Origin of the sequence: Streptomyces sp. NPDC001750, assembly GCF_042892615.1 — a bacterium.
Lineage (GTDB): Bacteria > Actinomycetota > Actinomycetes > Streptomycetales > Streptomycetaceae > Streptomyces.
Window position 1 is genome coordinate 438,838 of the sequence record NZ_JBIAUE010000001.1, and the last position, 26,474, is coordinate 465,311.

The 26,474-nt window shown below is 72.1% G+C and carries 25 protein-coding genes; 7 read left to right on the forward strand and 18 right to left on the reverse strand.

Annotation, left to right across the window (positions count from 1 at the left end):
- Positions 1-62: 62 nt before the first annotated feature.
- Positions 63-1,580, forward strand: coding sequence for a cation:proton antiporter (locus ACFYY6_RS01920; RefSeq protein ID WP_351519291.1), 1,518 nt, complete (start codon positions 63-65; stop codon positions 1,578-1,580).
- Positions 1,577-2,632 (forward strand): NAD-dependent epimerase/dehydratase family protein, encoded by a 1,056-nt coding sequence (locus ACFYY6_RS01925; protein WP_386608697.1) that lies wholly within the window; start codon positions 1,577-1,579, stop codon positions 2,630-2,632. Before ACFYY6_RS01920 ends, ACFYY6_RS01925 begins: the two co-directional genes overlap by 4 nt.
- 89 nt (positions 2,633-2,721) lie before the next feature.
- On the opposite strand, the gene ACFYY6_RS01930 is transcribed toward ACFYY6_RS01925, so the two are convergent.
- The 6 genes from ACFYY6_RS01930 to ACFYY6_RS01955 form a co-directional block, all read right to left on the reverse strand.
- Positions 2,722-4,032, reverse strand: coding sequence for a phenylacetate--CoA ligase family protein (locus ACFYY6_RS01930; protein ID WP_351629498.1), 1,311 nt, complete (start codon positions 4,030-4,032; stop codon positions 2,722-2,724).
- The gene (locus tag ACFYY6_RS01935) at positions 4,029-4,808 is read right to left on the reverse strand and encodes a hypothetical protein (RefSeq protein ID WP_389191266.1); all 780 of its coding nucleotides are present in this window, start codon (positions 4,806-4,808) and stop codon (positions 4,029-4,031) included. The genes ACFYY6_RS01930 and ACFYY6_RS01935 overlap by 4 nt, the downstream gene beginning before the upstream one ends.
- A gap of 1 nt (position 4,809) precedes the next feature.
- Positions 4,810-5,172 carry a nuclear transport factor 2 family protein gene (locus ACFYY6_RS01940; RefSeq protein ID WP_351524410.1) on the reverse strand — a complete coding sequence of 121 codons (363 nt, stop codon included), beginning with the start codon at positions 5,170-5,172 and terminating at the stop codon, positions 4,810-4,812.
- A gap of 106 nt (positions 5,173-5,278) precedes the next feature.
- Positions 5,279-6,268 (reverse strand): hypothetical protein, encoded by a 990-nt coding sequence (locus ACFYY6_RS01945; protein ID WP_351629502.1) that lies wholly within the window; start codon positions 6,266-6,268, stop codon positions 5,279-5,281.
- On the reverse strand, positions 6,258-7,937 hold the full coding sequence (locus ACFYY6_RS01950) for a lysine--tRNA ligase (protein WP_389191269.1): 1,680 nt from the start codon (positions 7,935-7,937) through the stop codon (positions 6,258-6,260). Before ACFYY6_RS01950 ends, ACFYY6_RS01945 begins: the two co-directional genes overlap by 11 nt.
- Before the next feature lie 326 nt (positions 7,938-8,263).
- Positions 8,264-8,872, reverse strand: a complete 609-nt coding sequence (locus ACFYY6_RS01955; protein WP_351524413.1) for a response regulator transcription factor — start codon at positions 8,870-8,872, stop codon at positions 8,264-8,266.
- A gap of 155 nt (positions 8,873-9,027) precedes the next feature.
- Between ACFYY6_RS01955 and ACFYY6_RS01960 the strand changes: the two genes are divergently transcribed.
- From ACFYY6_RS01960 to ACFYY6_RS01970, 3 genes are read left to right on the forward strand one after another with little or no spacing between them, the layout of a single operon-like run.
- Positions 9,028-9,771, forward strand: coding sequence for a histidine kinase (locus ACFYY6_RS01960; protein WP_351524414.1), 744 nt, complete (start codon positions 9,028-9,030; stop codon positions 9,769-9,771).
- 46 nt (positions 9,772-9,817) lie between these two features.
- A complete protein-coding gene (gene coaA, locus ACFYY6_RS01965; RefSeq protein WP_360117672.1) occupies positions 9,818-10,813 on the forward strand; it encodes a type I pantothenate kinase in 996 nt (331 codons plus the stop codon).
- 42 nt (positions 10,814-10,855) lie between these two features.
- Entirely contained in the window at positions 10,856-11,812 is a 957-nt protein-coding gene (locus ACFYY6_RS01970) for a DUF389 domain-containing protein (protein ID WP_351524416.1), read from the forward strand.
- An 82-nt stretch (positions 11,813-11,894) separates the two neighbouring features.
- Here the strand turns inward: ACFYY6_RS01970 and glmM are convergent, their stop codons facing one another.
- The 4 genes from glmM to ACFYY6_RS01990 form a co-directional block, all read right to left on the reverse strand.
- Positions 11,895-13,253, reverse strand: a complete 1,359-nt coding sequence (glmM, locus tag ACFYY6_RS01975; RefSeq protein ID WP_351524417.1) for a phosphoglucosamine mutase — start codon at positions 13,251-13,253, stop codon at positions 11,895-11,897.
- A gap of 301 nt (positions 13,254-13,554) precedes the next feature.
- On the reverse strand, positions 13,555-14,073 hold the full coding sequence (gene rpsI / locus ACFYY6_RS01980; protein ID WP_073786812.1) for a 30S ribosomal protein S9: 519 nt from the start codon (positions 14,071-14,073) through the stop codon (positions 13,555-13,557).
- Positions 14,074-14,117: 44 nt separating this feature from the next.
- Positions 14,118-14,561, reverse strand: coding sequence for a 50S ribosomal protein L13 (gene rplM / locus ACFYY6_RS01985; protein WP_073786810.1), 444 nt, complete (start codon positions 14,559-14,561; stop codon positions 14,118-14,120).
- Between the two features lie 314 nt (positions 14,562-14,875).
- Entirely contained in the window at positions 14,876-15,514 is a 639-nt protein-coding gene (locus ACFYY6_RS01990; protein ID WP_389191272.1) for a TetR/AcrR family transcriptional regulator, read from the reverse strand.
- 118 nt (positions 15,515-15,632) lie between these two features.
- Here ACFYY6_RS01990 and ACFYY6_RS01995 point away from each other — a divergent pair, with 118 nt between their 5' ends.
- Positions 15,633-18,872 carry a cytochrome P450 gene (locus tag ACFYY6_RS01995; protein WP_351524419.1) on the forward strand — a complete coding sequence of 1,080 codons (3,240 nt, stop codon included), beginning with the start codon at positions 15,633-15,635 and terminating at the stop codon, positions 18,870-18,872.
- A gap of 169 nt (positions 18,873-19,041) precedes the next feature.
- Here the strand turns inward: ACFYY6_RS01995 and ACFYY6_RS02000 are convergent, their stop codons facing one another.
- Complete coding sequence (locus tag ACFYY6_RS02000; RefSeq protein ID WP_351524420.1) at positions 19,042-20,661, reverse strand: ATP-binding cassette domain-containing protein; 1,620 nt, start codon at positions 20,659-20,661, stop codon at positions 19,042-19,044.
- A gap of 253 nt (positions 20,662-20,914) precedes the next feature.
- On the opposite strand from ACFYY6_RS02000, the gene ACFYY6_RS02005 reads away from it, so the two are divergent.
- Positions 20,915-21,769: a hypothetical protein gene (locus ACFYY6_RS02005; protein WP_351629516.1), complete on the forward strand. Its 855-nt coding sequence runs from the start codon at positions 20,915-20,917 to the stop codon at positions 21,767-21,769.
- Between the two features lie 95 nt (positions 21,770-21,864).
- Here ACFYY6_RS02005 and truA read toward each other — a convergent pair whose 3' ends face one another.
- The 7 genes from truA to infA form a co-directional block, all read right to left on the reverse strand.
- Positions 21,865-22,755, reverse strand: a complete 891-nt coding sequence (truA, locus tag ACFYY6_RS02010; protein WP_351524422.1) for a tRNA pseudouridine(38-40) synthase TruA — start codon at positions 22,753-22,755, stop codon at positions 21,865-21,867.
- Positions 22,756-22,884: 129 nt separating this feature from the next.
- Positions 22,885-23,385 (reverse strand): 50S ribosomal protein L17, encoded by a 501-nt coding sequence (gene rplQ, locus ACFYY6_RS02015; protein WP_073786806.1) that lies wholly within the window; start codon positions 23,383-23,385, stop codon positions 22,885-22,887.
- Between the two features lie 167 nt (positions 23,386-23,552).
- Positions 23,553-24,575, reverse strand: a complete 1,023-nt coding sequence (locus ACFYY6_RS02020) for a DNA-directed RNA polymerase subunit alpha (RefSeq protein WP_351525976.1) — start codon at positions 24,573-24,575, stop codon at positions 23,553-23,555.
- A 124-nt stretch (positions 24,576-24,699) separates the two neighbouring features.
- A complete protein-coding gene (gene rpsK / locus ACFYY6_RS02025; protein ID WP_125496499.1) occupies positions 24,700-25,104 on the reverse strand; it encodes a 30S ribosomal protein S11 in 405 nt (134 codons plus the stop codon).
- A gap of 104 nt (positions 25,105-25,208) precedes the next feature.
- On the reverse strand, positions 25,209-25,589 hold the full coding sequence (gene rpsM, locus ACFYY6_RS02030) for a 30S ribosomal protein S13 (RefSeq protein WP_073786802.1): 381 nt from the start codon (positions 25,587-25,589) through the stop codon (positions 25,209-25,211).
- 194 nt (positions 25,590-25,783) lie between these two features.
- Complete coding sequence (gene rpmJ, locus ACFYY6_RS02035; protein WP_003956441.1) at positions 25,784-25,897, reverse strand: 50S ribosomal protein L36; 114 nt, start codon at positions 25,895-25,897, stop codon at positions 25,784-25,786.
- Between the two features lie 60 nt (positions 25,898-25,957).
- The gene (gene infA / locus ACFYY6_RS02040) at positions 25,958-26,179 is read right to left on the reverse strand and encodes a translation initiation factor IF-1 (protein ID WP_003956442.1); all 222 of its coding nucleotides are present in this window, start codon (positions 26,177-26,179) and stop codon (positions 25,958-25,960) included.
- Positions 26,180-26,474: the final 295 nt, after the last annotated feature.

The window sequence follows — 26,474 nt, forward strand, 5'->3', positions numbered from 1 at the left end:
CACCACCGCACCGTGACCACCGTGCCCCGCGCGCGGACCCGACCACCTGAGGAGCTCACCCGATGAATCGTCCTCGGACCACCCGCAGCCCCGCCGAGGAAGAACCCGACGGCGGCATCCCGGCGGACACCGACGCGGCGGGCGGCCGCCCGGCCTGGCGCGGCATCGTCTACCCCCTGCTGATCTCCGTCCTCGCCCTGGGCGCGCTCTTCGCCGTACTCGGCCTCGGTCTCGGCGTGCCCGACGACCTTCCCTCGGGCAGCACCGCGACGCCCCCCGCCGAGGCCACCCAGGCCAGCGAGACGCTGCTGCGCATCGTGGGCGCGCTGGCCGCGGTCGCCGCCGTCGCCGCGGCGGGCGGCGCGCTCGCCCGCAGGCTCGGCCAGCCGCCGGTCGTCGGCGAGATCGCGGCCGGTCTGCTGCTCGGCCCCTCCTGCCTGGGGGCGTTCCTCCCGGTCTCGAAGGAACTGTTCTTTCCCGACGCCGCCCAGCCGGTCCTCGGGCTGCTCGCCCAGGTCGGCCTCGTCCTCTTCATGTTCTCCGTGGGCTCCGAGTTCGACCCCTCCCAGCTCCGCCGCAGCGGACGGGTGGTGGGCGCGGTCAGCCAGGGCAGCATGATCATCCCGTTCGTGCTCGGCGTGCTGTCGTCCGGGCTCGTGTACCACGAGTTCGCCGCCGGGCGCGTGGGCTTCCTGCCCTTCGCGATCTTCCTCGGCACGGCGATGAGCATCACCGCGTTCCCGGTGCTGGCCCGGATCGTCCAGGAGTCGGGCCTGTCCCGGCACCCGCTCGGCACGATGGCGATGACCTGCGCGGCGGCCTGCGACGTCATCGCCTGGGGCGCGCTGGCCACCGCCATGGCCGTGGCCGGGGCGGGCAGCGTCTGGGGAGCCGGCGGCACGGTGCTGCTGGCCGCCGCGGTCGCGGCCGTGGTGCTGCTGCTGGGCCGTCCCCTGGTCCGGGCCGCCGAGCGGTGGGCCGACCGGGCCGGGCTGCCCGCCGCCGCCCGGCTGGTCTTCCTGCTGCTGCTCGTGTTCTCGCTGGCCCGGCTCACCGACCTGATCGGCGTCCACTCCATCTTCGGCGCGTTCCTCGCCGGCCTGCTGCTGCCGCACCGCGCGGGCAGCGGCCTGACCGCCGTGCAGGTCCGGGTCGACGCCCTCAACCGCCGACTGCTGCTGCCCCTGTTCTTCCTGTCCGTCGGCATGACCGTCGACCTCACCCAGGTCACCGGGCACGCCGGGCTGCTGCTGGCCGCGGCGGTCGCGGTCGTCACCGCGGTGGTCGGCAAGCTCGTCGGAACCGCCGTCACCGCCCGTACCGCGGGGCTGTCCTGGCGGTACTCGCTCGGGCTCGGTGTGCTGCTCAACGCCCGCGGCGTCACCGAGATCGTCGTGCTGAGGGCCGGGCTCGACGCCGGACTCATCAATCAGAACGCGTTCACCGTCCTGGTCGTCATGGCCGTGCTCACCACGGTGATGACCGGCCCCGCACTCGGTCTGCTGGGCCTCGGCAGCCGGTCCGCGACCGGCACTCCCCCGCACTCCGACCCCGTCCCCAGAGAGAAGGAACCAGTATGAACACCGGCACCACCACCGGCCAGGACACCGCCCCCGTCTCCCTCGTCACCGGCGGCGCCGGCTTCATCGGCTCCCACGTGGCGCGCGAACTCCTCGCCGCGGGCCACCGGGTGATCGTCCTCGACGACCTCAGCGGCGGCGCCCGCGGCAACGTCCCGGCGGGCGCCGAGTTCCGGCACGGCAGCGTCTGCGACCCCGAGGTGGTCGACGCCGTGTTCGCCGCGCACCGCGTCGACTACGTCTTCCACCTCGCCGCGTACGCCGCCGAGGGGCTGAGCCACTTCATCAAGCGCTTCAACTACATGAACAACGTGGTCGGCAGCGTCAACCTGATCAACGCCGCCGTCAACGCGGGCTCGGTCAAGTGCTTCGTGTTCACCTCGTCCATCGCCGTCTACGGCGCGGGACAGCTCCCGATGCGCGAGGACCTCGTACCGGCGCCCGAGGACCCGTACGGCATCGCGAAGTTCTCCGTCGAGCAGGAACTCCACGTCACCCACCGGATGTTCGGCCTGCCGTACATCATCTTCCGGCCGCACAACGTCTACGGCGAGTACCAGAACATCGGCGACCGGTACCGCAACGTCATCGGCATCTTCATGAACCAGGCGCTGCGCGGCGAGGAGTTCACCGTCTTCGGCGACGGGGAGCAGACCCGCGCGTTCAGCTACATCAAGGACGTGGCTCCGGCCATCGCCCGCTCGGTCCACGTCCCCGAGGCGTACAACGAGATCTTCAACGTCGGCGGCGACCGGGTCTACACCGTCAACCGGATCGCGGCGGCGGTCTGCGAGGCGATGGACGTGGAGCTGCGCGTCAACCACCTTCCCGAGCGCGACGAGGTGCGCGACGCCTACGCCACCCACGAGAAGGCCCACAAGGTGTTCGGCGCCCCCGAGGCCCCGGTCGAGCTGGAGGACGGCATCGGCCGCATGGCCCGCTGGGTGAAGGAGGTCGGCCCGCAGGAGCCGTCCGTCTTCTCCGGCATCGAGGTCGTCCGCAACCTCCCGCCGTCCTGGCGGGCCGCCCTGGAGGCGCGGCGCTCGATCTGAGCCGAACGACCTGAGGGGGCGGGCGCGGACGCGACGACGGCCGTGTCCGGTACGGGGGAACCGTACCGGACACGGCCGTCTTCCTACGCCTACGCCTGCGCCTCCGTCTCCCTCACCACCTTCACGATCTTGATCTTCCCGTTGCGCTCCGGCGCGATGAACGCCACCCGCTCGACCGTCACGTCGAACTCCGGCACCGCCTCCCGCACCGACTCCGCGATCCGGTCGACCACCGACGCCTCCGCGCCCGGCGACAGCACCACCGAGACGGTGACCTGGGCGGGCCGCCGCTGGACCAGCTGCATCCGGGCCACCTCCGGGAAGCCCTGCACCTTGAACGTGAGGAAGTCGGCGTAGAACTCCCGCCCGTCCGCACCCCGGAAACGGTCCTCGCTGCGCCCCTGCACCCGCAGCACCACCGGGGTCGCCCGCCCGCAGCCGCAGCCGGCCGGACCGATCGTCACCCGGTCGCCGAGCCGGTAGCGGATCAGCGGCATCGCCTCGCTGTGCAGCCGGGTCACCAGGATCTCGCCCTCCACCACCCGGCTGCCGTCGGCCAGGACCGTCGAACCGTCGTCCCGCTCCACCTCGACCACCACGTCCGCGCTCCGCAGGTGCAGCGCGCCGCGCCGGCAGGTACGGGCCACCGTGAACACCTCCACCGAGGCGTACACCTCGTCGCAGCGCGCCCCCAGATGCCCCAGCACCCGGGCCCGCGCGGTCGGCGTCAGCCGCTCACCGCCGAACAGCACCCGGCGCGCGCCGGTGTACCGCACCCCGCGCCGCTCCAGCTCGTCCACGATCGAGGCGATCACGTGGGGGAAGCCGACCAGGAACGTCGGCCGGGCCGCCAGGAACGCCTCCACCTGCTCGTCCAGGGTGGCGCTGGTGTCGATGTGGAACGTGCGCAGCACCCCGAACCGCTCCAGCGGGTGCCGCAGGAACGGACTGACCCGGAAGTACGCCATCCGGTCCCACGGCCGCAGCCCGGACGCCAGCATGTCGTACAGGTACGAGGCCCGCAGATACCCCAGGTCCCGCTCGGAGTTGCGGATGGTGATGGGGATGCCGGACGAGCCACTGGTGGTGCCCGGCTTGGTGGAGGCGACGGTGAACCCGGCCGCGAGCAGTTCCTCGGCCGGACCGGCGTGGAGGTCCGTACGGTCCAGGACCGGCAGGGAAGGCAGGTCCTCCGGGCCCCGGAACGCGGCGGCCGTCGCCGGGTCGATCAGCTCGCGGTAGCGCGGCACCCGCGCCCGCGCGTGCCGCACCAGGTGGACCAGCAGCCGCCGCTGCTCCTCGGCCAGCCGCTCCGGCCCGGCCCGGTCCAGGCGCACGGTCCGCACGAGGTTGCGCAGCACGGGACCGAGCTTCATGACGGGCGAGAGACCAGGGGTCATGGCGTTCTCCGCACGATCGGGGTGCCGTGCACGGGACAGCGCTCCGGCCGGAACCGTTCCGCCGCCTCCGGGCACACGTGCACCAACGTGGGGCGGCGTCTGCGCAGCAGGGTCAGCACGGTCGTGTCGCCGAGCAGCCGCGCGTGCACCCGCCCGGTGTTGAGGTGCAGTTCCCCGCAGGAGGGGGGCACCGCGCCGAGGTGGCCGAGCCACGGCTCGTACCAGAGCGAGCCGCGAGGCGGCCGGGAGCCCGCCGCCTCGGCCAGACTCGTCCGCGCCACCCGCACCAGGTCCCGGCCGCCCGGCGTCCCGGGGTCCCCGACCACCAGGGCGGGGCCCTCGGGCAGCGCGCCGGGCCGGATGCCCGGCTCCGCGTACGGGTCGGTGTGCGCGGTGGAGTCGAGCAGGACCCGCCAGGTGGAGCCGTGGGCCCGCACCGGGTCGCGCAGCGACCGCGCCGCCTCGTACACGTCCAGGCCCCTGGTGCGGTGACCGGCCAGCCGCAGCGCCTCGTACAGTTCGGCGGTGCGCTCGGCCACCGGCAGGCCGGGATCGCGGCGGGCGGGCGGCGCCTCGCCCAGCGGCATCAGCAGGTGGCGCCGCTCGTCCGCCTCCGCGCGGGTCAGCGGCGGCAGCGCACCGGTGGCGGCGTACCGCTCCCGGTAGTGCGGGACCGTGCGCAGGGCGCGCCGCACGGTCCGCGCGTAGGTGGGACGCGGATACGCGTGCCGGGGACGCGTGCGCGGCGGACGCGCGGGCTGGGATCCTCCGGCCATGTCAGCAGTGGGTGTTCTGGTCGTGGACGAGCAGCCAGCGGCCGTCCGAGCGGGCGAAGACCAGGCTGAGCAGGTAGTTCAGCCGGTAGGGCTTGCCCTCCGGGTCGAGGTCGCGGTAGTCGACGCGGAGCACGGCGACGGCGGTGTCCTGGTGCACCCGGGTGCTGGTCACCTCCGTCTCCATCGTCCAGTCGGGGTCCTGGAACCAGCCCTGGTGGAAGGCCCGGACGTCCTCGGCGCCGGTCACGGTCTTCCCGTTGGGCAGGATGTACGTCGCCTCGTCGTGGACCGTGTCCATGTACGTGTCCAGGTCGCGGGCGCCGATGGCGGCCAGGTGGCGGTCGAGGGCGGCGGTGAACTCCATGCGGTTCTCTTCTCTCTCGGCTCTCTCGGCGATGTGCCGTGTTCGGGTTCGTTCCGGGGGCGGCCGCGTCATGAACCGGTTCCCCCTCAAGGCGAGTTCTCCGGGTTCAGAACGGGACGGCGACCGCGTTCCGCGGGACGGCGACGGCGCCGAAGGACTCCTTGAGTTCGCGCATGCCGGGCCCCAGTTCCACCGCGGGCACCCCGGCGCCGATCATCCGGTCGATCTCGCGCAGGTACAGGTCCAGGTACAGGTCGCGGGTCCCGTCCGAACCGGTCACGGTGGTGGCCCAGCCGGCCGGCACGTCCAGCACCAGGTCGAGGGAGAGCAGCCGGCCCGACGCGCGCTCCCGGTGGGCGAAGTAGGCGGCCCCGGGGTGCGAGTTGAGCCGCTCGAAGTAGACGGGCAGCAGGGGCGCGGTCGCGCCGGGGCGGCGGGTGTGCTTCATCCGGGTCAGCTGGTCGAGACGGCTGGCCCGCACCGGGTCGACGGCCGTCACCCGTCCGGTCGTCAGTCCGGGGTCGCCGCCGATCCGTTCGTACAGGGCGGCCAGCCTGCGCCGCCGGGTGCGCGGCAGCCCGGCGAAGTAGGCGTCCATCGAGTCCCAGCGGTTGTGCAGCACCGAGCAGGGCGCGGTCGCCCGGCGCACCGTGAACGTGCCGGGAATCTCGGCGAGTTCGTCGCGCTCCACGTCCAGGTGCAGGACGCCCAGGCAGCGGGCGCCCAGCCGTCGGCGCAGCGCGCGTTCGAAGGTGCGCAGCGCGGCGGTGCGGGCGGCGGGGCCGAGTTCCGCGGCGTACATCCGGCCCCGGCTGAAGCTGTTCGGCAGATGCGTCTGGAACCAGGCCGGCAGGCGGGGCCTGCCGGGCACGGCGAACCGTCGGGTCGGGGGCAGCAGTCCGAGGAGCCCGCAGAACGCGGCCACCGGTTCGCCCGCGTCGCGGACCAGGCCCGCGCGCAGCGGTCGCGGGCTGCCCCACGCGGCGGCCTCCAGCAGGGACTCCTCCCACAGGGCGCAGCCCTTCCGGGCGCGGACGAAGGCGTCCCAGCCGTCGGGGGCGGGTTCCTCGCCGGGGGTGAAGATCTCAGCCCGCATGCGGTACGGCCTCCTGGAGCACGGGTTCGGGGCGGGCGGACGGCTTCCCCAGCAGGGGGCGCCGTCCGTGGTCGCGGTAGGCGGCCAGGGCGTCGGCGAGCACGGTGGGGCCCAGGGCGTCGGCGAGGGTGTCGAGCCGCGGCCCGTGCGCCGTGCCGAACAGCGCCCCGTAGATCTCCCGGAAGTCCTCCCGGGTGCGGGCGGCACGGGGCGCGCCGGGGCCGTCGTGCGTGCGCAGCCCGTCGATGAGCGTAGCGACGGCGGGTCCCGCGCGGGCGGTTTCCGCGGCTCCGGCGGTGTCCGTACGTCCCCGTCCCCCGGCGGCGTCGGGCGCGCCCCAGTAGCGCCGGTGTCCGTGCGTGCTCAGCCAGTTGCGCGCGTGCCGTACCCGTTCGGCCAGCAGCTCGCCCGCCGCCTCCGGGTGGCGGCGTTCCAGGTGGCGCAGGGCCGGGGCGGTCCGGCCGCCGTGGGAGTAGAGCGCGCCGACCACCGAGCGCATGCGGGGCAGCGCGGCGCGTCCGGCCCGGGCCTCGTCGCCGAGCAACTCCCAGAGCACACGGGCCCGTTCCCGGTGCTCCGCCGCGCGCACGAACCGGTCGAAGGCGTCGTACGCGCCGAAGAACGCGCCGGGGCCGAAGCCGAGCCGGAAGTCGGACAGGCAGTTGCCGCGGGCGTACAGCCACAGCACCAGGACCGGCGGGTACACCGTCAGCAGGTCCCGGACGTACGGGCCGCCGCCGCGCGAGCCGGACACCTTGCCGCCGCCCCGCTCGCCGCGCACCAGACCGTACGGCACGATGACCGGCTGCGGGCGGCGCAGATAGCGGTCGTACACAGGGCGGGTGCGGTCCATCGTGCTGCCCGCGCTGCAGTGGTCCTGTCCCGCGGGCTCGCAGTCGATGTGTTCGTGGGCGACCCGCAGGGCCCAGTCCAGCGCCCAGGACGGCTTGACGACGGCGGGGTCGCGCGCGGTGAGTTCGGCGCCGCACGACAGACAGCGGTACCGGGCCGCCGCCGCGCCCAGTTCGTGGATCTCGGTGTCGTTGCGGCCGCACTGGAGGCAGTACACGGCGAACAGGTCGCGCCCGTCGTCCTTGCCGAGCAGGTCGGCCAGCCGCCCCGCGTCGCGCTGGAGCCGCCGCTGCCGCTCGCGGTACTCGCCCGCGCGGTAGCGCTCGAACTGGTAGTGGGTCTCCCACGCGGAGCCCGGCGGCGTCCGGCCGTCCTCGTCGGCGTCGGCCGGAAGGATGCCCACGGCCCTCAGTTCCGCGAGGTACGCGCGGCAGATCCGGGTGGCCCGCTCCCGGTGCGCGGCCAGCGGCCGTCCCCCGTACCCGGCGAGTTCCGGGTCGCGGGCGGCCTGGCTCTCGCGCACCGGGTCGTAGTCGTCGAAGCTCAGCAGGATCGCCGACCGGCGGCCCATCCCGGTCAGCGCCCGGTGCACCAGATGCGCGCAGACCGTGTCCCGGAAGTTCCCGATGTGGAAGTAGCCGGTCGGGGACATGCTGGTCTGGATCAGGATGCGGTGGTGCGCGGGGTACCGGTCGGCGAGCCGCCGGGCGTAGTCGAGCGCCCAGTGCGCGGCGGACCGGTCCTGTGCGTGCAGACCGCCGCCGGGCGCACCCGCGGCGGCCCCCGCCCGCACCCGCGCGCGTCGTGTCGTTGGCATGGTGGCAGTACAGCGTGATCCCCGATGAAGGCCCTATAACGACCTCGCCCGCGATGGTCAGCGGCGTCGCAGCGTCCGGGGCCTCCGCCTCCGGCGTTGTCGTCAGTTGCCGACGCTCCTTCCCCGAGCTCTCAGCTGCTTTCGAGCAGGGGAGACCCCATCCGACTCCCTCCTCCGCCTCGGATACGAAGGCCCCGGACACCGCTCCTTCTCCCACTGCCCATCGCGGGCGAGGTCGTAAGCCCCGCGGGAAGGTCCCGCCAGCGGGACACGGTGCTCGTGAACGGGACCGGTGCCGGCCGGCCGATCCCGCGCCCGGTCCACGTTCACGTCAGCCAGCCGTTCTCGCGGGCGATCCGCAGGGCGTCGACGCGGTTGCGCGCGCCGAGCTTGTTCACGATGGTCGTGAGGTAGTTGCGCACCGTGCCCACCGACAGGTTCGTGGCCGTCGCGATCTGCGCGGCCTCCGCGCCCCCGGCGACCCGGCCGAGCACCTCGATCTCCCTCGGGGTGAGCGGGTTGTCCCCGATCTCCCAGGCGGCCATGGCCAGTTCGGGGTCGATGATGCGCCGTCCGGCCCCGACCTTGCGGACCGCGTCGATCAGTTGGTCGGGCGAGGAGTCCTTCGGCAGGAATCCGCCGACCTGGGCCTCCAGGGCCCGCCACAGCCGGCCGGGCTGCGGCATCCCGGTCAGAATCAGCGTCCGGCACTCCGGCACCGCCTCCCGGAGCCTGGCCGCGGCGGCGATCCCGTCCATGCCCGGCATCCCGATGTCGAGCAGCGCGGTGTCGGCGCCCGTACGGATCACCGCGGGCACCACCTCGTCACCCCGGCCGACCTGGGCCACCACCTCCAGGTCCGGCTCCAGGTCGAGCAGCGCGGCCAGCGCCACCCGTACCACGTGCATGTCCTCGGCCAGCACGATCCGCTGCATGCGTCCCCCTGTCTCCCCCTCGGTACCGCGGCGGTCCGCCGTTCTGTGTACCAGGGAACGGAGCACGTCCGCCCGGCTCGTATAGTGCAGTGATAGCGGCCCCGGCGAAACTCCCCCGCAGCAGGAGCAGTCGACGACAGCAGAGCGGGGATGCCGTGCCACAGCCGCTGACCACACCGCCCGCGCCCGCCCTCGCGGGTTCCGCCCTCCCCGCTTCCGGCCCTTCCACCGAAGCCGCCGCGGGAGCACCCGCCGGTCTCTCCGCCACCGAGCGGCGCCGGATCGTCGTGGGCGAACGGGTGCGCTTCGCGCGCGATCTGCACGACCTGGTCGGCCCGCGGATGTCGGCGGTCATCCTCCAGTGCGAGCTGGCGGACCGACTGCTGGACGGCAGGCCGGAGACCGCCCATGACCAACTGGCCGAGGCGCTGCGGGGGATGCGCCAGATCCTCGACGACGTGCGCACGGTCGCCCACGGCTACCACTGCCTGTCCCTGGAGACGGAGACCGAGACCGCCCGGACCCTGCTGGAGTCCGCGGGTGTCCGTACCGAGGTCGCCCTCCCGCGCACGGCGCTCCCCGCACCGCTCCAGACCGTCCTTGCCACGGTGGTGCGCGAGGCGACGGCCAACGTCCTCCGGCACAGCGACGCCCGGTCGTGCGCGCTGCTGGTCCGGGTGGGCCCGGAGTCGGTCCGGCTGACCGTCACCAACGACGGCGTACCGAGCCCGGACGCCACCGCCCCCTCCCCCGGCATCGGTCTGCGCAGCCTCGCCGAGCGGGTCGCCGCGGTCGGCGGCCGGCTCACCTGCGGCACCGACCGCCCCGGCCACCACACCCTGGACGCCCGCCTCCCCCTGGGGCCCGCCCGCGCGGCCGGCGACGTGCACCCCACGTGACCGAGCGCACCCCCCGCTCCGTTCGAACTCCCGCGACAATGAAGACGTGATCACCTCGCCGCCACGGAGCACCCAGCGACGCGCCGAGCACGCGTCGACGCCGTACGTCGACCTGTCGCGCGCCGAATGGAGCGCCCTGCGCGACAAGACCCCGCTGCCGCTGACCGCCGACGAGGTGGAACGGTTGCGCGGGCTCGGCGACGTCATCGACCTCGACGAGGTCCGGGACGTCTACCTGCCGCTCTCCCGGCTGCTCAACCTCTACGTCCAGGCCACCTCCGGTCTGCGCGGCGCCCTGAACACCTTCCTCGGGGAGGCGGTGGGCGGCCACGGCGAGCAGCGGGGCACCCCGTTCGTCATAGGCGTCGCGGGCAGTGTCGCGGTCGGCAAGTCCACCACCGCCCGCATCCTCCAGGCGCTGCTGGCCCGCTGGCCCGAGCACCCCCGGGTGGAACTGGTCACCACGGACGGCTTCCTGCTGCCGATGAAGGAGTTGAAGGCGCGCGGGCTGGTGTCGCGCAAGGGGTTCCCCGAGTCGTACGACCGCCGGGCACTGACCCGGTTCGTCGCCGACATCAAGGCGGGCAAGGACGAGGTGACGGCGCCCGTCTACTCGCACCTGATCTACGACATCGTGCCGGGCGAACGGCTCACCGTGCGCCGCCCCGACATCCTGATCGTGGAGGGGCTGAACGTGCTCCAGCCGGCGCTGCCCGGCAAGGACGGACGGACCAGGGTCGGGCTCGCCGACTACTTCGACTTCAGCGTGTACGTGGACGCGCGCACCGAGGACATCGAGACCTGGTACCTCGACCGGTTCCGCAAACTGCGCGAGACGGCGTTCCAGGACCCGTCCTCGTACTTCCGCAGGTACACCCAGGTCTCCGAGGAGGAGGCCATGGCATACGCGGCGACGACGTGGCGGACCATCAACCGGCCGAATCTCGTGGAGAACGTCGCCCCCACCCGGGGACGTGCCACCCTGGTGCTGCGCAAGGGGCCGGACCACAAGGTCAGGCGGCTGTCGCTGCGCAAGCTCTGACCGTACGTCCCGTACCCCCCTCCGTTCCGAGGAGCCCGTCGCGTGCTGCATCTGCGCCTGATCGTCCCGGCCGACCGTACGGACGAGGTGGTGCGCCTGGTGGAGGGCACCGCCGGTACGGCACACCTGGTGGTGATGCCCGGGGTGGCCCGCGACCCGGCCGGTGACATGGTGCTGTGCGACGTCGCGCGCGAGGCGGGCGACGACCTGATCGGCGCGCTGCGCGGGCTCGGGATCGACGAGCAGGGGTCGATCAGCCTGGAGAACCTCGACCTCACGCTCTCCGCGCACGCCGACCGGGCGGAGCGGGAAGCACCGGGCGAGGGCGCGGACGCGGTGCTGTGGGAGGAGCTGACGGAGGCGACCCACGAGGAGTCCACGTTCAGCGTGACGTACGTGGCGTTCCTCGCGGTCGCGACGATGCTCGCGGCCTGCGGTGTGATGCTCGACAACGCGATCCTGATCGTGGGCGCGATGGCGGTCGGCCCGGAGTTCGGGCCGCTGGCCGGGATCTCGACGGCCATGGTGCAGCGCGCCCCGCGGCTCGCGCTGCGCTCGCTGTATGCGCTGATCGGCGGCTTCGCCGTCGCGATGGTGCTGACCGCCGGGTTCGTCTGGTTGATGGACGCCCTCGGGCTGTTCTCCTACGCGATGATCGAGGCGGACCGGCCCAACACCTCGTTCATCTGGAAGCCGGACCCGTTGTCGTTCGTGGTGGCGTTCCTGGCCGGGATCGCCGGGACGCTCTCGCTCACGTCGGCGAAGTCCGGGGCGCTGATCGGGGTCGCCATCTCCGTGACGACGGTACCGGCCGCCGCCAACGCGGCGGCGGCGTTCAGCTACGGCGACTACGCGCAGATGTGGGGCTCGGCGGCCCAGCTGCTGGCGAACCTCGGCGGGATCGTGGTCGCGGGAACCCTGACGCTGCTGGTCCAGAAGGCCCTGTGGGCGGCCCACCGCCGCCGGGCGGGCCGCAGGGCCCGCCCGACCGGCGGCTGAGAGCCTGTCGCGGCGCCCGGCCGCCCGCACCTCGGCGGACCGTGCCGCCTCCGGCCGAACGACGGCACTTCGAAGACGCGGCCTATCCGAGCGCCGACTTCACCACGTCGGCCAGCCGCTCGGCGACCGCCCGCGCCTGCTCGATGTCGGCGGCCTCGACCATGACCCGTACCAGGGGCTCCGTGCCCGACTGGCGCAGCAGTACGCGACCGGTGGAGCCCAGCTCGCGCTCGGCCTCGGCGACGGCGGCGGCGATCTCCGGGGCGGTGTCCACCCGGGACTTGTCCACGTCGGGAACGTTGATCAGCAGCTGCGGCAGCCGCTGCATCACGCCCGCCAGGTCGGCCAGCGCACGGCCGGTCGCGGCGACCCGGGCCGCCAACAGCAGGCCGGTCAGCGTGCCGTCGCCGGTCGTCGCGTGGTCCAGGACGATGACGTGGCCGGACTGCTCGCCGCCCAGGGCGTACCCCTCGGCCTTCATCGACTCCAGCACGTACCGGTCGCCGACGGCGGTCTGGACGAGTTCGATGCCCTCCCGCTCCATGGCCATCTTGAAGCCGAGGTTGGACATGACCGTGCCGACCACGGTGTCCTTGCGCAGCTTCCCGGCCTCGCGCAGGGCGAGCGCGAGCACGGCCAGGATCTGGTCGCCGTCGACCTCCTCGCCCGCGCCGTCCACGGCGAGGCAGCGGTCGGCGTCGCCGTCGTGCGCGATGCCGAAGTCGGCGCCGTGCTCGACGACGGCGGCCTTCAGCAGGTCCAGGTGGGTGGATCCGCAGTTGTCGTTGATGTTCAGGCCGTCCGGGTCGGCGCCGATCGTGACGACCTCGGCACCGGCCCGCGCGAACGCCTCGGGCGAGACCCGGGAGGCGGCGCCGTGCGCCTCGTCGAGGACGACCTTCAGCCCGTCGAGCCGGTTCGGGAGGACGCCGACGAGGTGGTTCACGTACCGGTCGAAGCCCTCGGTGTAGTCGGTGACCCGGCCCACCCCGGCACCCGTCGGACGCGTCCACGGCTCACCGGTGCGGTGCTGCTCGTAGACCGTCTCGATCCGGTCCTCCAGCTCGTCGGCGAGCTTGTGACCGCCACGGGCGAAGAACTTGATGCCGTTGTCCGGCATGGCGTTGTGGCTGGCGGAGAGCATCACACCGAGGTCGGCGCCGAGCGCGCCGGTCAGATGCGCCACCGCGGGGGTCGGCAGCACCCCGACCCGCAGCACGTCCACGCCCGCGCTGGCGAGCCCGGCGACGACGGCGGCCTCCAGGAACTCCCCGGACGCACGCGGGTCGCGCCCCACCACGGCGGTCGGCCGATGCCCCTCGAAGGTGCCCGCCTCGGCGAGCACATGCGCCGCAGCGACCGACAGTCCGAGCGCGAGCTCGGCCGTCAGGTCCGCGTTGGCGACACCGCGCACACCGTCCGTGCCGAAGAGTCGTCCCACTGGTGTCCTCCGAAGATTCTTCGAAACCGCACAACAAACCAAGACAAACCAAAGCAAAGCAATGCAGCCGCCCCCTGCGCACCACCTGGGGCCGGACGCCGAGCACCACCGGGCCGGCATCCGGAGCACCGCGCAGACACGGCACACACAGCACACGGGTCGCAACAGCACCACACCCGTGCGCTTAAAAGCGTATGAACGCCTTATGCCGTTATACGCCCGGGGGTGCCCATAGACGAACGCCCCGGCCAGCACGAGGTGTGCCGCCGGGGCGAACGTGTAAAGCAGGCGAGCAGGCGGATTAGCGCTTGCTGTACTGCGGCGCCTTGCGGGCCTTCTTGAGACCGGCCTTCTTGCGCTCGACCGCACGGTCGTCGCGGGAGAGGAAGCCGGCCTTCTTCAGCGTCGGGCGGTTGTTGTCGACGTCCGCCTCGTTCAGCGCACGGGCCACGCCGAGGCGCAGGGCACCGGCCTGACCCGAGACGCCGCCGCCCGAGATGCGGGCGATGACGTCGTAGCGGTCGTCGAGCTCGAGCACCTTGAAGGGCTCGTTGACTTCCTGCTGGTGCACCTTGTTGGGGAAGTAGTCCTCAAGGGTGCGACCGTTGATCTTCCACTTGCCGGTGCCCGGAACGATCCGGACGCGGGCAATGGCGTTCTTCCGACGGCCGAGGCCGGCGGCGGGCTGCGGGTCGCCGAAGCGCGACGCCAGCGACTCGCTGGTGTACTCGCCCTCGACGGGAACCTCCGACTCGAAGGTGGTCACCTCGGCGAAAACCTCTTCGCCCTCGACCGGGTTCTCAACAGTGGTCTCGGCCACGATTCTCCTCAGATCTTTCTCTTGGTCTTAGGGGGAGGCCGGAACTACTGCGCGACCTGGCTGATCTCGTACGGGACCGGCTGCTGAGCAGCGTGGGGGTGCTGGTCGCCCGCGTAGACCTTGAGCTTCGAGAGAACCTGTCGGCCCAGGCTGTTCTTGGGGATCATGCCCTTGATGGCCTTCTCGACGGCCTTCTCGGGGTTCTTGGCGAGCAGCTCGTCGTAACGGACGGAGCGGAGACCGCCCGGGAACCCGGAGTGGCGGTACGCCATCTTCTGGGTCTTCTTGTTGCCGGACAGGTGGACCTTGTCGGCGTTGATGATGATGACGAAGTCGCCCATGTCCATGTGGGGGGCGTAGATCGCCTTGTGCTTGCCGCGGAGGAGATTCGCGGCCGTGGTGGCCAGACGGCCCAGGACGACGTCCTGGGCGTCGATGACGTGCCACTGGCGCGTCACATCTCCGGGCTTGGGGCTGTACGTACGCACGGTCGTAGCCTTCGCTTCTTCAGTGAGTGGGTCCTGACAAGGCCACCCGGCCGATCGCACCAGCCCTGGCGGCTCCACGGGGACGCAACCCGAGTGCCTGCCGCTGGTCATCGGCCCGGTGGACCGGCGTAAGGGCCCCTCGCGTGAGAACGACCAAGCCAATACGCATAACAAAGCAGCAGACTACCGTCGCCCCCTGCGCGGGTCAAAATCGCCCCGGCCCACGCCCGCCGGGAAGCCCGCGGGCCGCGTCGGGCGCGCCGACGCCCCGTCCGGCCGCCTCGACGCGTCGGCGGGCGGGACCCGACAGGCCCTCAGCCCGCCGTCGGCAGCGGCGGGGCCGGCGGCCCGCCCGGCACCGCGAGGGCCACCGTCGCCGCCGTCAGCTGTTCCATCGAGCGTTCCATGTCCGCCTCGGGACGGCCGCCCCGCACCAGGAGCTCCAGCGAGAGACCTTCGAAACCGGAGAGAAAGAAACGCGCCAATTCCATCGGCGGCACGGCGGGCACCTGCCCGGCCCGTTCCGCGGCCTCGGCGATGATCCCCGCCGCCGTCTCCTGGATGTCGCGGTAGTAGCGCTCGACGACACCCCTCAGCTCCGGGCTGCGCAGGGCGAAGGTGACGAGTTCATGCATCAGGAGATGCCGCTCCGGGTGCTCGCAGAGCTGGCGCCACAGCACGCCCCCGATGGCACGGAACGCCCCTTCGAACGTCCTTGAGCTGCGGCCCGACGCCGCGCGGACCCTGGTCACCATCTCCGCGGACAGGCTCTCCAGGACGGCCCGGTACAGGTCCGCCTTGGCCCCGAAGGTGTAGTGCACGGTCGCCTGGGCGACCCCGAGTTCCGAGGCGATGGCCCGCGTGCTGCCCGCGGCGACCCCCTCGCGCCCCATGAGATCGATGGCCGCCGCGATGAGCTGGGGACGGCGGTCTGCGGCGCTTACGTGAGCCATGCGACCGATCCTAACAACATGAGCGTGCGAACATGTCAGTCGACTTTGTCGGCTGACAAAGTCGGTCGTACAGTAACGGCGGACGGCATCACGCGACGCACCAGCGAAGGGCGGAAAGATGGCGATCACGAGCTTGCTGCCGGGCAAGGGCAGGGGCAGGGCTCCTGCACCGGGCAAGGCACCGGAGAGGGGCTCACTGCCCTTCGTCGGGCACGCGCTGACCATGCCCTCGGACGGCTTCCTCCTGTACTCGATGCGGGAGGCGCGCGCCCTGGGGCCCATATACACGCTGCGCATCTTCGATCAGGAAATGCTGATCGTCTCCTCGCTGGACCTGGTGGCCGAGCTGTGCGACGAGTCGCGCTTCCGCAAGACGGTGACCGACGCCCTGGAGGCGGTGCGCGACTTCGCGGGCGACGGCCTGTTCACCGCGTACGGCGAGGAGCCGAACTGGCGCAGGGCGCACAACATCCTGCTGCCCGCCTTCGCGGCGAACGCGCTGCGCGACTACCACCCCGCGATGCTGAAGGTGGCGCGCAAACTGATCGCCCACTGGGACCGGCAGGCGGGCCGCCCGGTGGACGTGCCCGGCGACATGACCCGGCTCACCCTCGACACCATCGGCCTGTGCGGCTTCGGCTACGACTTCGACTCCTTCGGCCGCGACACCCCGCACCCCTTCATCGGCTCGATGGTGCGGGCGCTGGCCCACGCCCAGGCCAAACCGCAGTTCATCCCGGGCCTCGACTTCCTCTACCGCTCCCGCAACGCGCGCAACGCGGCCGACGTCGCGGCCATGAACGGGCTCGTCGACGAGGTCGTCCGGCGCCGCCGGGCCGCCGGCCCCGACCGCACCGACGGCGCGGACGACCTGCTGGGGCTGATGCTGCACGCCCGCGACAAGGACACCGGCGAACCGCTCGACGACGTCAACATCCGCCACCAGGTGATCACCTTCCTGATCGCCGGGCACGAAACCACCAGCGGCGCCCTCTCCTTCGCGCTGTACTACCTGCTCAAGCACCCCGCGGTGCTGGCCAGGGCCCAGGAGGAGACGGCCGCCCTGTGGGGCGAGGACGCCGACCCCGATCCCACCTACGAGGACGTCGGCCGGCTGCGCTACATCCGCCAGGTCCTCAACGAGGGGCTGCGGCTGTGGCCGACCGCCCCCGCCTTCGCCCTGGAACCCCTGGAGGACACCGTGCTCGGCGGGCGCTACCCGCTGCGCCGGGGCCAGAGCGCCGTCGTCCTCACGCCGATGCTCCACCGCGACCCCGGCTGGGGGGACAACCCCGAGCTGTTCGACCCGTCGCGCTTCGACCCGGAGCGGGTGGCCGAGCGCGACCCGCACCTGTTCAAGCCGTTCGGCAACGGCGAACGCTCCTGTATCGGGCGGCAGTTCGCGCTGCACGAGGCCACGCTGCTGCTCGGCCTGCTCATCCACCGCTACCGGCTGGTGGACCACTCCCACTACCGGCTGCGGATCAAGGAGACCCTGACCCTCAAGCCGGACGGCTTCACCCTCACCCCGATACGCAGGACGGACGCCGACCGCGCCCGCGTCCGCCCGCCCGCCGCCTCCGTCGCCGCCCCGCCCGAGGAGACCGCCCCCGCGCTGCGCGCCCCCGGCACCGCGCTCACCGTGCTCTACGGCTCCAACCTCGGCGCCTGCCGGTCGCTCGCCCACGACCTCGCGGACCGGGCGGCCCGGCACGGCTTCACCCCCGAGGTCGGCCGGCTGGACGACGCCGTGGACACCCTGGCCCCCGGCCGTCCCGTGGTGATCGTCACCGCTTCCTACAACGGGCGCCCGACCGACGACGCCGCCCGCTTCGTGTCCTGGCTCTCGGACGACGCCGAGGACACGCGCCTCGCCGGGGTCCCGTACGCCGTCCTCGGCCTCGGCGACCGCAACTGGGCCGCCACCTACCAGAAGATCCCCGCCCTGATCGACGAGCGGCTGTCCGCCGCCGGGGCCGAACCCGTGGTGGAGCGGGCGGCGATCGACATGGGCGCCGACGGCACCGACGAGACCGCCCGCTGGGGCACCGGCCTGTGGTCGGCCCTGCTCGACCGCTACGGAGAGCCCACCGACGGCACGGAGCCCGAGGAGACCGCCCCCCGCTACACGGTGGAGGACACCGACGACGCCCCGGACGCCGACGGCCTCGGCATGTCGCCGGAGGGCGACGAGCTGCTGCCCCTGGAGGTGCTGTCCAACGAGGACCTGTGCGACACCACCAGCCCGCTGGCCCGCTCCAAGCGCCACATCCGGCTGCGGCTCCCGGCCGGCGCCGACTACCGCACCGGCGACCACCTGCTCGTCCGGCCGGCCAACCCGGCCGCGCTGGTGGAGAGCACCGCCGCGCTCCTCGGCCTCGACCTCGACCGGGTGGTCCGGCTGCGGACGACGGCAACGGGCCGCGACCCGCTGCCGGTGGACCGGCCGCTGAGCGTACGCGCGCTGCTGACGCACTTCGTGGAACTGGCCCAGCCCGTCACCGCGCGGGGCGCCGAACTCCTCGCGTCCGTCGCCCCCTGCCCGCCGGACAGGATCGCGCTGGAGGAACTGGCAGCCGCCCCGCGGTCCGCGACCGACGAGGCCCTGCCCACCGTGCCGCTCCTGCTGGAGCGCTACCCGTCCCTGCGGCCGTCGCTGGCGCTCCTGCTGGAGGCCCTGCCCCCGATGCGGCCGCGCTACTACTCGATCTCCTCGTCGCCCGCGACCTCGCCCGACACCGTCGACCTGATGGTCGCGGCGGCACCGGCGCCCCACCGCAGCGGCAAGGGCACCTTCCTGGGCGCGGGCCCCGCGTACCTGAGCACGGTCGAGCCCGGCGACACCGTGCACGCCCGCAGCGCCCCCTGCCGGGACGTGTTCCGGCTCCCGGAGGACCCGTCCGTGCCCGTCATCACCGTGAGCGCCGGCACCGGGCTCGCCCCGTTCCGCGCCGCCATCGCCGAACGCGCCGCCGAGCCGCGGCCCGACCGGGCACCCCTCGTCTGCTACTTCGGCTGCGACCACCCGGACGTGGACTACCTGCACCGCGCCGAGCTGGAGAAGGCCGAGGAGGCCGGGGCGGCCGACCTGCGCCCGGTGTTCTCCCGGGCCCCCGAGAACGGCGACCGCTTCGTCCAGCACCGCATCGCCCGCGAGGCGGACCGGATCTGGGAACTGCTGGAGGCCGGTGCCCATGTCCGCGTCTGCGGCGACGGCCGCGCGATGGCCCCCGCGGTGCGCGAGGCGTTCCAGCGGATCCACCGCGACCACGCGAAGGACGACGCGCGGAGTGCCGAGGACTGGCTGGCCGCGCTCATGGACGAGAACCGCTACGTGGAGGACGTCTGGGCGGGCTGACGCCGCTCCCCCGCACCGTCGCCGCCTCCCGGCCCCCGTACGGGAGGCGGCGACACCCCTGCCGCGCACCGCGCACCGCACGAACCCGCAGACGCACCGACGCGCGGGCGGAACCGGACCGCCCACCCGCGCGGCAGCCCCCGTCCCGCCGTCGCACGTGCGGCCCGGCTCACCGCGCCCGCTCGACCCTCCGCTCGTCCCAGACCGGCTCCTTCGACTCCCGTACGACACCGTCCGAGCCGAACACCAGATACCGGTCGAAGGACTTCGCGAACCACCGGTCGTGCGTGACGGCCAGCACCGTCCCCTCGTACACCTCCAGACCGTCCTGCAGTGCCTCGGCCGACTCCAGGTCCAGGTTGTCCGTCGGCTCGTCCAGCAGCAGCGCGGTCGTCCCGGCCAGCTCCAGCAACAGGATCTGGAACCGGGCCTGCTGCCCGCCGGACAGCTTCTCGAACGGCTGGTCGCCCTGCCGCTCCAGCTCGTAGCGGCGCAGCACCGACATCGCCCCGCCCCGGTCCTTGGCGTGCTCCTTCCACAGGATCTCGACGAGCGTGTGCCCCAGCAGCTCCGGGTGGGCGTGCGTCTGCGCGAAGTGCCCCGGCACCACCCGGGCGCCCAGCTTCCACGTCCCCGTGTGCGCCACCGGCTCGCCCGCGAGCAGCCGCAGGAAGTGGGACTTCCCGGAGCCGTTCGAACCGAGGACGGCGACCCGTTCCCCGTAGAAGACCTCCAGGTCGAACGGCTTCATCAGCCCGGTGAGCTCCAGCCCCTCGCAGGTGACCGCCCGCACGCCGGTCCGCCCGCCGCGCAGCCGCATCCTGATGTCCTGCTCGCGCGGCGGCTCCGGCGGCGGACCCGCCTCCTCGAACTTCTTGAACCGGGTCTGCATGGCCCGGTAGCGGGACGCCATGTCGGGGCTGTTCGCGGCCTGCTGCCGCAGCCGCAGGACCAGCGCCTTCAGCCGGGCGTGCTCCTCCTCCCAGCGCCGCATCAGCTCCTCGAACCGGGCGAACCGGTCCCTGCGGGCCTGGTGGTACGTGTCGAAGCCGCCGCCGTGCACCCATACGTCGCTGCCCGCCGGGCCCGGCTCCACGCTGACGATCTTCTCGGCGGCGCGGGCGAGCAGTTCGCGGTCGTGGGAGACGAAGAGGACCGTCTTGCGGGTCTCCTTCAGCTTCTCCTCCAGCCAGCGCTTGCCGGGGACGTCGAGGTAGTTGTCCGGCTCGTCGAGCAGCAGCACCTCGTCCGGCCCGCGCAGCAGCGCCTCCAGCACCAGCCGCTTCTGCTCCCCGCCGGACAGCGTGCGCACCTCGCGCCACTGCGCCTTCTCGTACGGGATGCCGAGCGCGGCCGTGGTGCACATGTCCCAGACCGTCTCGGCCTCGTAGCCGCGCGCCTCCGCCCAGTCGCTCAGGGCCTGCGCGTACGCCATCTGCGCGGGCTCGTCGTCGACCGTGAGGATCAGCTCCTCGGCCCGGTCCACGGCCAGCGCGGCCTCCCGGATACGGGGCTGGGCCACGGAGACCAGCAGGTCCCGGACCGTGCGCTCGTCCCGGACCGACCCCACGAACTGCGGCATCACCCCGAGGCCGCCGCTCACCGAGACCGAGCCGCCGTGCGGCTGGAGCTCCCCGGAGAGCAGCTTCAGCAGCGTGGTCTTCCCGGCGCCGTTGGCCCCGACCAGGGCGACCACGGCACCGTCCGCCACCCGGAACGAGGCATCACCGAGCAGCACCCGCCCGTCCGGTAGGTAGTACTCCAGGTGGCCCGCTTCGAGATGTCCCATACGCAGCATTGTCACGGTCGCGCGATACCGGCCCAAACGGATTACGACCCGGGGAACGACAGGGAGTGGATCAGCGAGCGGCGTCGTGCGGCTTCGGATCCAAGGCGGAGGAGGGAGGAGACGCGGAGCATCGGTGACCGACGACAACGCGGGAGGCGGAGTCGCAGGGCGTCGGGAGCCCGCTCCCCGTCGTTCCCCAGGTCGTTGCCTTCCGCCCCGCCGTACCGGGGCGCACGGCATTAGGATGCGCCGCATGAGCTTTGGGCAAGGGGGGCCCTCCTGGGGGCCAGGAGGCGCGCCGACTCCGGACTGGGCAGCGCTCGCCGACGCGTCCGCGGCGCGGGGGCGTCGCAAGAAGTGGCTGCTGATCGGCGGCGGGGTGCTCGCCACCGCCGCGGTGGGCGCCATCGTGGCCACGGCGGTCGTCACGACGGGCAAGGGCGACAACGGCACGAGCGCCGGCAAGAACGCCGATCATCTCCCCGAACCGGCGGACCTGCCTGACGAGACCACCGGCCCGGAGCCGTCCTTCTCCTCGGTGGCCCCACCGCCCCCGCCGGACCCGAAGGACTACATCTCCGACGCCAGGAAGGACAAGGCACCGATCACGGTCGACGCGTTCTTCCCCGGCAAGAAGCTGACGATGGGCGACCGCGTCTACGTCAAGGGCGCGACCCATCGCACGGAGAACTGCGCCGCCCCCACCAAGAGCGGACTGGGTCAGGTCCTCACCGCCAACGGCTGCGAGCAGGTCGTCCGGGCCACCTACGCCAAGGACGGCGTCGCCGTCACCGTCGGCATCGCCGTCTTCCCCACCGAGGCCCGTGCCCGGCGGGCGGCCCAGCAGTCCACCGGCGGCATCGCCGCGCTCGGCGGCGCCGGCGTACCGGCCTTCTGCCCCGCCGGAACGGTCTGCCGTCGCACCGCCAACTCCTACGGCCGCTACGCCTACTTCTCCATCAGCGGCTTCACCGACGGCAAGAACGTCACCACGGACGACAAGAACGTCTACGCCACCGGCAACGACCTGACGAACTTCACGTTCCGTCAGATCCACCACCGCGGCGAGCTCCAGGCATCCGCCGCCGCCACCGCCCAGACCGGCTGACGGGCCGTCCGGGGCCGCGGACCGATCCGCGGCCCCCGATCCGCTCCCCCGTCGTCCTGCCGTCCCGAGCCCAGGGCCCCGAACCGGGCGGACGCTCAGCAGCAGCCCTCGTCGTCCCGGTCACCACCGGCACCGGTGCCGTCCGCCCCGGGGAGCGTGCGCACATTGCGCGCCTGCTCGGCGCGGGCGGCCAGCAGCTCGTCGGCCGGGTAGGCGACTTCCTCCAGCGTCAGGCCGTGCGGGCGCACCACGTGCACCCCCGGGTTCCGTACCCGCGCCGCCAGCACCCGGGCGGGCCACTCGGGCTCGCGGCGCCCGTCCCCGACGAACAGCGCCGCGCCGATCAGCGCCCGCACCATGTTGTGGCAGAACGCGTCGGCCTGCACGGTCGCCGTCAGGATGCCCGACGTCTCGTCCCGCACCCAACTCAGCTTCTGGAGCGTGCGGATGGTCGTGGCGCCGTCGCGCTTCTTGCAGTACGCCGCGAAGTCGTGCTCGCCGGTCATCCGCGCCGCCGCCTCGTTCATCGCGTCGACGTCCAACGGCCGGTCATGCCAAAGGACATGACCGCGCAACAGCGGATCCACGCCACCGGGACGGTCGCAGACGCGGTACGCGTAACGACGCCACAGCGCCGAGAAGCGGGCGTTGAACCCGGTCGGGGCCTCGGCGATCCGCCAGATCCGCACATCGGGCGCCATCCGTCCGGCCATCCGCCGCAGCAGCTTGTCGCCGTGCTCGGCCCACACCTCGTCCGGCAGGTCCACATGGGCGACCTGCCCCCGCGCGTGCACCCCCGCGTCCGTGCGTCCGGCCACGGTCAGGTCGTACGTCCGCGCCGAACGGGTCACGGTCCGCAGCGCGTCCTCGATCTCGCCCTGCACGGTCCGCCGCCCGGTCTGTTTCGCCCAGCCGGAGAAGTCCTTGCCGTCGTACGCCAGGTCCAGCCGCAGCCGTACGGACCCGGGCTCCACCTCGTCAGCCACCGTCACTCACCCACAGATCTCTTTCTGCCCGTGCCTACGGAACGGGCCCGCACCGCCCCGAAGGGTGATGCGGGCCCGTCCAGCGGTCTCGGAACGCTCAGGCGTCCTCGGACTCAGGCGTCCTCGGACTCAGGCGTCCTTGGACTCCGCCTCGGCGGCCTCGGCCGGCTTGGCGTCCTCGACGGCCTCGGCGGCGTCCTTCTTCAGGGCGTCCTCCTTGACCGCGCGCTTCGTGGCGGCCTCGGCCTCACCGGTGGCCTGCTGGGCCACGGTCAGCGCCTCGACCAGCTCGATCACGGCCATCGGGGCGTTGTCGCCACGACGGTTGCCGATCTTGGTGATGCGGGTGTAACCACCGGGGCGGTTCTCGTACCGCGGGGCGATCTCGGTGAAGAGCGTGTGGACGACGCCCTTGTCCGTAATCGACTGCAGCACCAGGCGACGGTTGTGGATGTCGCCCTTCTTCGCCTTGGTGATAAAGCGCTCGGCGACCGGACGCAGGCGGCGGGCCTTGGCCTCGGTCGTCGTGATGCGGCCGTGCTCGAACAGCGACTTCGCGAGGTTGTTCAGAAGCAGCTTCTCGTGCGCGGCGCTGCCGCCCAGACGGGCACCCTTGGCGGGCTTCGGCATGGTTCTTCTCCTTGTGTGCTGCACCGGCCGTGTCAGGTACCGGTGTCAGTTCCCGCGCGGCGGACGCCACGCGGGAGATCCAGGTCGGGCCCGTCCCACAGGGAGGACAGGGCCCGAACCCCGGTCCGGGGCGCCCGGGAATCCCGGGCGCCCCGGCCGGAGGCGGTTCAGTACTGCTCGGTCTCCGCGAAACCGGCGTCCGCGTCGTCGTCGGCGCCGAAGGCGTCGGCGGCGGCGGTCGGGTCGAATCCGGGCGGGCTGTCCTTGAGCGCCAGGCCCATGCCGGCCAGCTTCGCCTTGACCTCGTCGATCGACTTCGCACCGAAGTTGCGGATGTCGAGCAGGTCGGCCTCGGAACGGGCCACCAGCTCGCCCACCGAGTGGATGCCCTCGCGCTTGAGGCAGTTGTACGAGCGGACCGTGAGCTCCAGCTCCTCGATCGGCAGCGCCAGATCGGCGGCGAGCGCGGCGTCCGTCGGGGACGGGCCCATGTCGATGCCCTCGGCGTCGATGTTGAGCTCGCGCGCCAGGCCGAACAGCTCGACCAGGGTCTTGCCCGCCGACGCCATGGCGTCACGCGGCCGCATGGCCTGCTTGGTCTCGACGTCGACGATCAGCTTGTCGAAGTCGGTGCGCTGCTCGACACGGGTCGCCTCGACCTTGTAGGTGACCTTGAGCACCGGCGAGTAGATGGAGTCGACCGGGACACGGCCGATCTCCTGGCCCACCTGCTTGTTCTGGACGGCGGAGACGTAGCCGCGACCGCGCTCGACGGTCAGCTCCATCTCCAGCTTGCCCTTGCCGTTCAGCGTGGCCAGGACCAGGTCCGGGTTGTGCACCTCGACACCGGCCGGCGGGGCGATGTCCGCGGCGGTGACCAGGCCGGGGCCCTGCTTGCGCAGGTACATCACGACCGGCTCGTCGTGCTCCGAGGAGACGACCAGCTGCTTGATGTTGAGGATGAGGTCGGTCACGTCCTCCTTGACGCCCGGCACGGTGGTGAACTCGTGCAGGACACCGTCGATCCGGATGCTGGTGACGGCGGCACCGGGGATCGAGGAGAGGAGCGTGCGGCGGAGGGAGTTGCCGAGGGTGTATCCGAAGCCCGGCTCCAGCGGCTCGATCACGAACCGGGAGCGGAACTCGTCAACGACCTCTTCGGTCAGCGACGGACGCTGAGCGATAAGCATGGTGGAGATCCTTCAGTCGTGGGCGCCCACTATTTGACGCCCCCAGGTACTGACAAGGGTACGGGCGGTACGACCCGAAGAGGGGCCGTACCGCCCGGACCCGCAGTGCTTTACCGCGCGAAGATCAGACGCGACGGCGCTTGGGCGGCCGGCATCCGTTGTGCGGGGTGGGGGTGACGTCCTGGATCGAACCGACCTCCAGGCCGGTGGCCTGGAGCGAACGGATCGCGGTCTCGCGGCCGGAGCCCGGACCCTTCACGAAGACGTCGACCTTGCGCATGCCGTGCTCCTGCGCGCGGCGGGCGGCCGACTCGGCGGCCATCTGCGCGGCGAAGGGGGTGGACTTGCGCGAGCCCTTGAAGCCGACGTGGCCGGCCGAGGCCCAGGAGATCACGTTGCCCGAGGGGTCCGTGATCGAGACGATCGTGTTGTTGAACGTGCTCTTGATGTGCGCGTGGCCGTGAGCGACGTTCTTCTTTTCCTTGCGACGCACCTTCTTGGTTGCGCCCTGACGTCCCTTGGGGGGCATGTCTTGACTCCAGATGGAGAGGGGAGGTGATCGGTCCTACAGCGAAGACCGCTGGTTGCTGCGGGTTCCGGTGGCCCGGACAGCCGCAGTGCGTCCGCTGAGGACTACTTCTTGCCCGGCTTCTTCTTACCGGCGATCGCGCGACGCGGGCCCTTGCGGGTACGAGCGTTCGTGCTGGTGCGCTGGCCGTGGACCGGCAGGCCGCGGCGGTGACGCAGACCCTGGTAGCAGCCGATCTCGACCTTGCGGCGGATGTCGGCCTGGATCTCGCGGCGGAGGTCACCCTCGGTGCGGAGGTTGGCGTCCACGTACTCGCGGATCTTGATCAGGTCTTCTTCGGCCAGGTCGCGAACGCGGGTGTTCGGGTTCACGTCGGTGGCGGCGAGGATCTCCTTGGACCGGGTGCGCCCGATGCCGAAGACGTAGGTGAGGGCGACCTCCACGCGCTTTTCGCGCGGGATGTCAACACCTGAAACGCGTGCCATGAAATGGCTCCAGTTGTCGTGTCGGGGGTCTTCCACAGAGCCGCTCCCGACCGCCGACCCCTCGTCCGAGAGGTGGTACGTCCGGGTCCCCGGCCCCCGCCGGAGGTGCCGTCAGCCGAAGCTTGGACGGACTCTGCGTATGTACGTTGTTGCGTGCGTCGCGCGAAGTGCTGCGAGATGCAGGTGGTCGTGCGTCAGCCCTGGCGCTGCTTGTGGCGCAGGTTGTCGCAGATGACCATGACCCGGCCGTGACGGCGGATCACCTTGCACTTGTCGCAGATCTTCTTGACGCTCGGCTTGACCTTCATGGGATGTCAGGTTCTCCGGGTCAGTGCCATCACCGCGACGGAGCGCGGCGCGGGCAAGATCTACTTGTAGCGGTAGACGATCCGGCCACGCGTCAGGTCGTACGGAGAAAGCTCCACGACGACCCGGTCATCCGGGAGGATCCGGATGTAGTGCATCCGCATCTTGCCGCTGATGTGCGCGAGGACCTTGTGACCGTTCTGGAGCTCCACCTTGAACATGGCGTTCGGGAGGGACTCGATCACGGTGCCCTCAATTTCGATGGCACCTTGCTTCTTGGCCACGCTTCGCCCTTCGAATCGGCTACCTTGATCAGCTTCCGGCATCGGGATGTGGAAATGTGGACACACGGATGCACGAGAGCCGACGCGTCAGTCTACGTCAGCGGACTCCAAAAGACGAATCCGTCAAGTTTGCCCGGCGGAGTAGATCCTTACGACCTCGCCCACGATTGTCAGCGGCGTCGCGGCGTCTGGGAGTCGAATCGCCCCGTCGCCCGACAGGGCTCCGGAGGGGCCGCCGGACCACTCGGGCCGTACGGGCCCCGATCGGCCGTGGTATCTCCCCTGGTCCTCAAGA

Bases quoted from the DNA above. Each gene is read 5' to 3' on its own strand.
- ACFYY6_RS01920 (WP_351519291.1), top strand. From the start codon at position 63: ATGAATCGTCCTCGGACCACCCGCAGCCCCGCCGAGGAAGAACCCGAC.
- ACFYY6_RS01925 (WP_386608697.1), top strand. From the start codon at position 1,577: ATGAACACCGGCACCACCACCGGCCAGGACACCGCCCCCGTCTCCCTC.
- ACFYY6_RS01930 (WP_351629498.1), bottom strand. From the start codon at position 4,032: ATGACCCCTGGTCTCTCGCCCGTCATGAAGCTCGGTCCCGTGCTGCGC.
- ACFYY6_RS01935 (WP_389191266.1), bottom strand. From the start codon at position 4,808: ATGGCCGGAGGATCCCAGCCCGCGCGTCCGCCGCGCACGCGTCCCCGG.
- ACFYY6_RS01940 (WP_351524410.1), bottom strand. From the start codon at position 5,172: ATGGAGTTCACCGCCGCCCTCGACCGCCACCTGGCCGCCATCGGCGCC.
- ACFYY6_RS01945 (WP_351629502.1), bottom strand. From the start codon at position 6,268: ATGCGGGCTGAGATCTTCACCCCCGGCGAGGAACCCGCCCCCGACGGC.
- ACFYY6_RS01950 (WP_389191269.1), bottom strand. From the start codon at position 7,937: ATGCCAACGACACGACGCGCGCGGGTGCGGGCGGGGGCCGCCGCGGGT.
- ACFYY6_RS01955 (WP_351524413.1), bottom strand. From the start codon at position 8,872: ATGCAGCGGATCGTGCTGGCCGAGGACATGCACGTGGTACGGGTGGCG.
- ACFYY6_RS01990 (WP_389191272.1), bottom strand. From the start codon at position 15,514: ATGGCTCACGTAAGCGCCGCAGACCGCCGTCCCCAGCTCATCGCGGCG.
- ACFYY6_RS01995 (WP_351524419.1), top strand. From the start codon at position 15,633: ATGGCGATCACGAGCTTGCTGCCGGGCAAGGGCAGGGGCAGGGCTCCT.
- ACFYY6_RS02000 (WP_351524420.1), bottom strand. From the start codon at position 20,661: ATGGGACATCTCGAAGCGGGCCACCTGGAGTACTACCTACCGGACGGG.
- ACFYY6_RS02005 (WP_351629516.1), top strand. From the start codon at position 20,915: ATGAGCTTTGGGCAAGGGGGGCCCTCCTGGGGGCCAGGAGGCGCGCCG.
- rplQ (WP_073786806.1), bottom strand. From the start codon at position 23,385: ATGCCGAAGCCCGCCAAGGGTGCCCGTCTGGGCGGCAGCGCCGCGCAC.
- ACFYY6_RS02020 (WP_351525976.1), bottom strand. From the start codon at position 24,575: ATGCTTATCGCTCAGCGTCCGTCGCTGACCGAAGAGGTCGTTGACGAG.
- rpsK (WP_125496499.1), bottom strand. From the start codon at position 25,104: ATGCCCCCCAAGGGACGTCAGGGCGCAACCAAGAAGGTGCGTCGCAAG.
- rpsM (WP_073786802.1), bottom strand. From the start codon at position 25,589: ATGGCACGCGTTTCAGGTGTTGACATCCCGCGCGAAAAGCGCGTGGAG.
- rpmJ (WP_003956441.1), bottom strand. From the start codon at position 25,897: ATGAAGGTCAAGCCGAGCGTCAAGAAGATCTGCGACAAGTGCAAGGTG.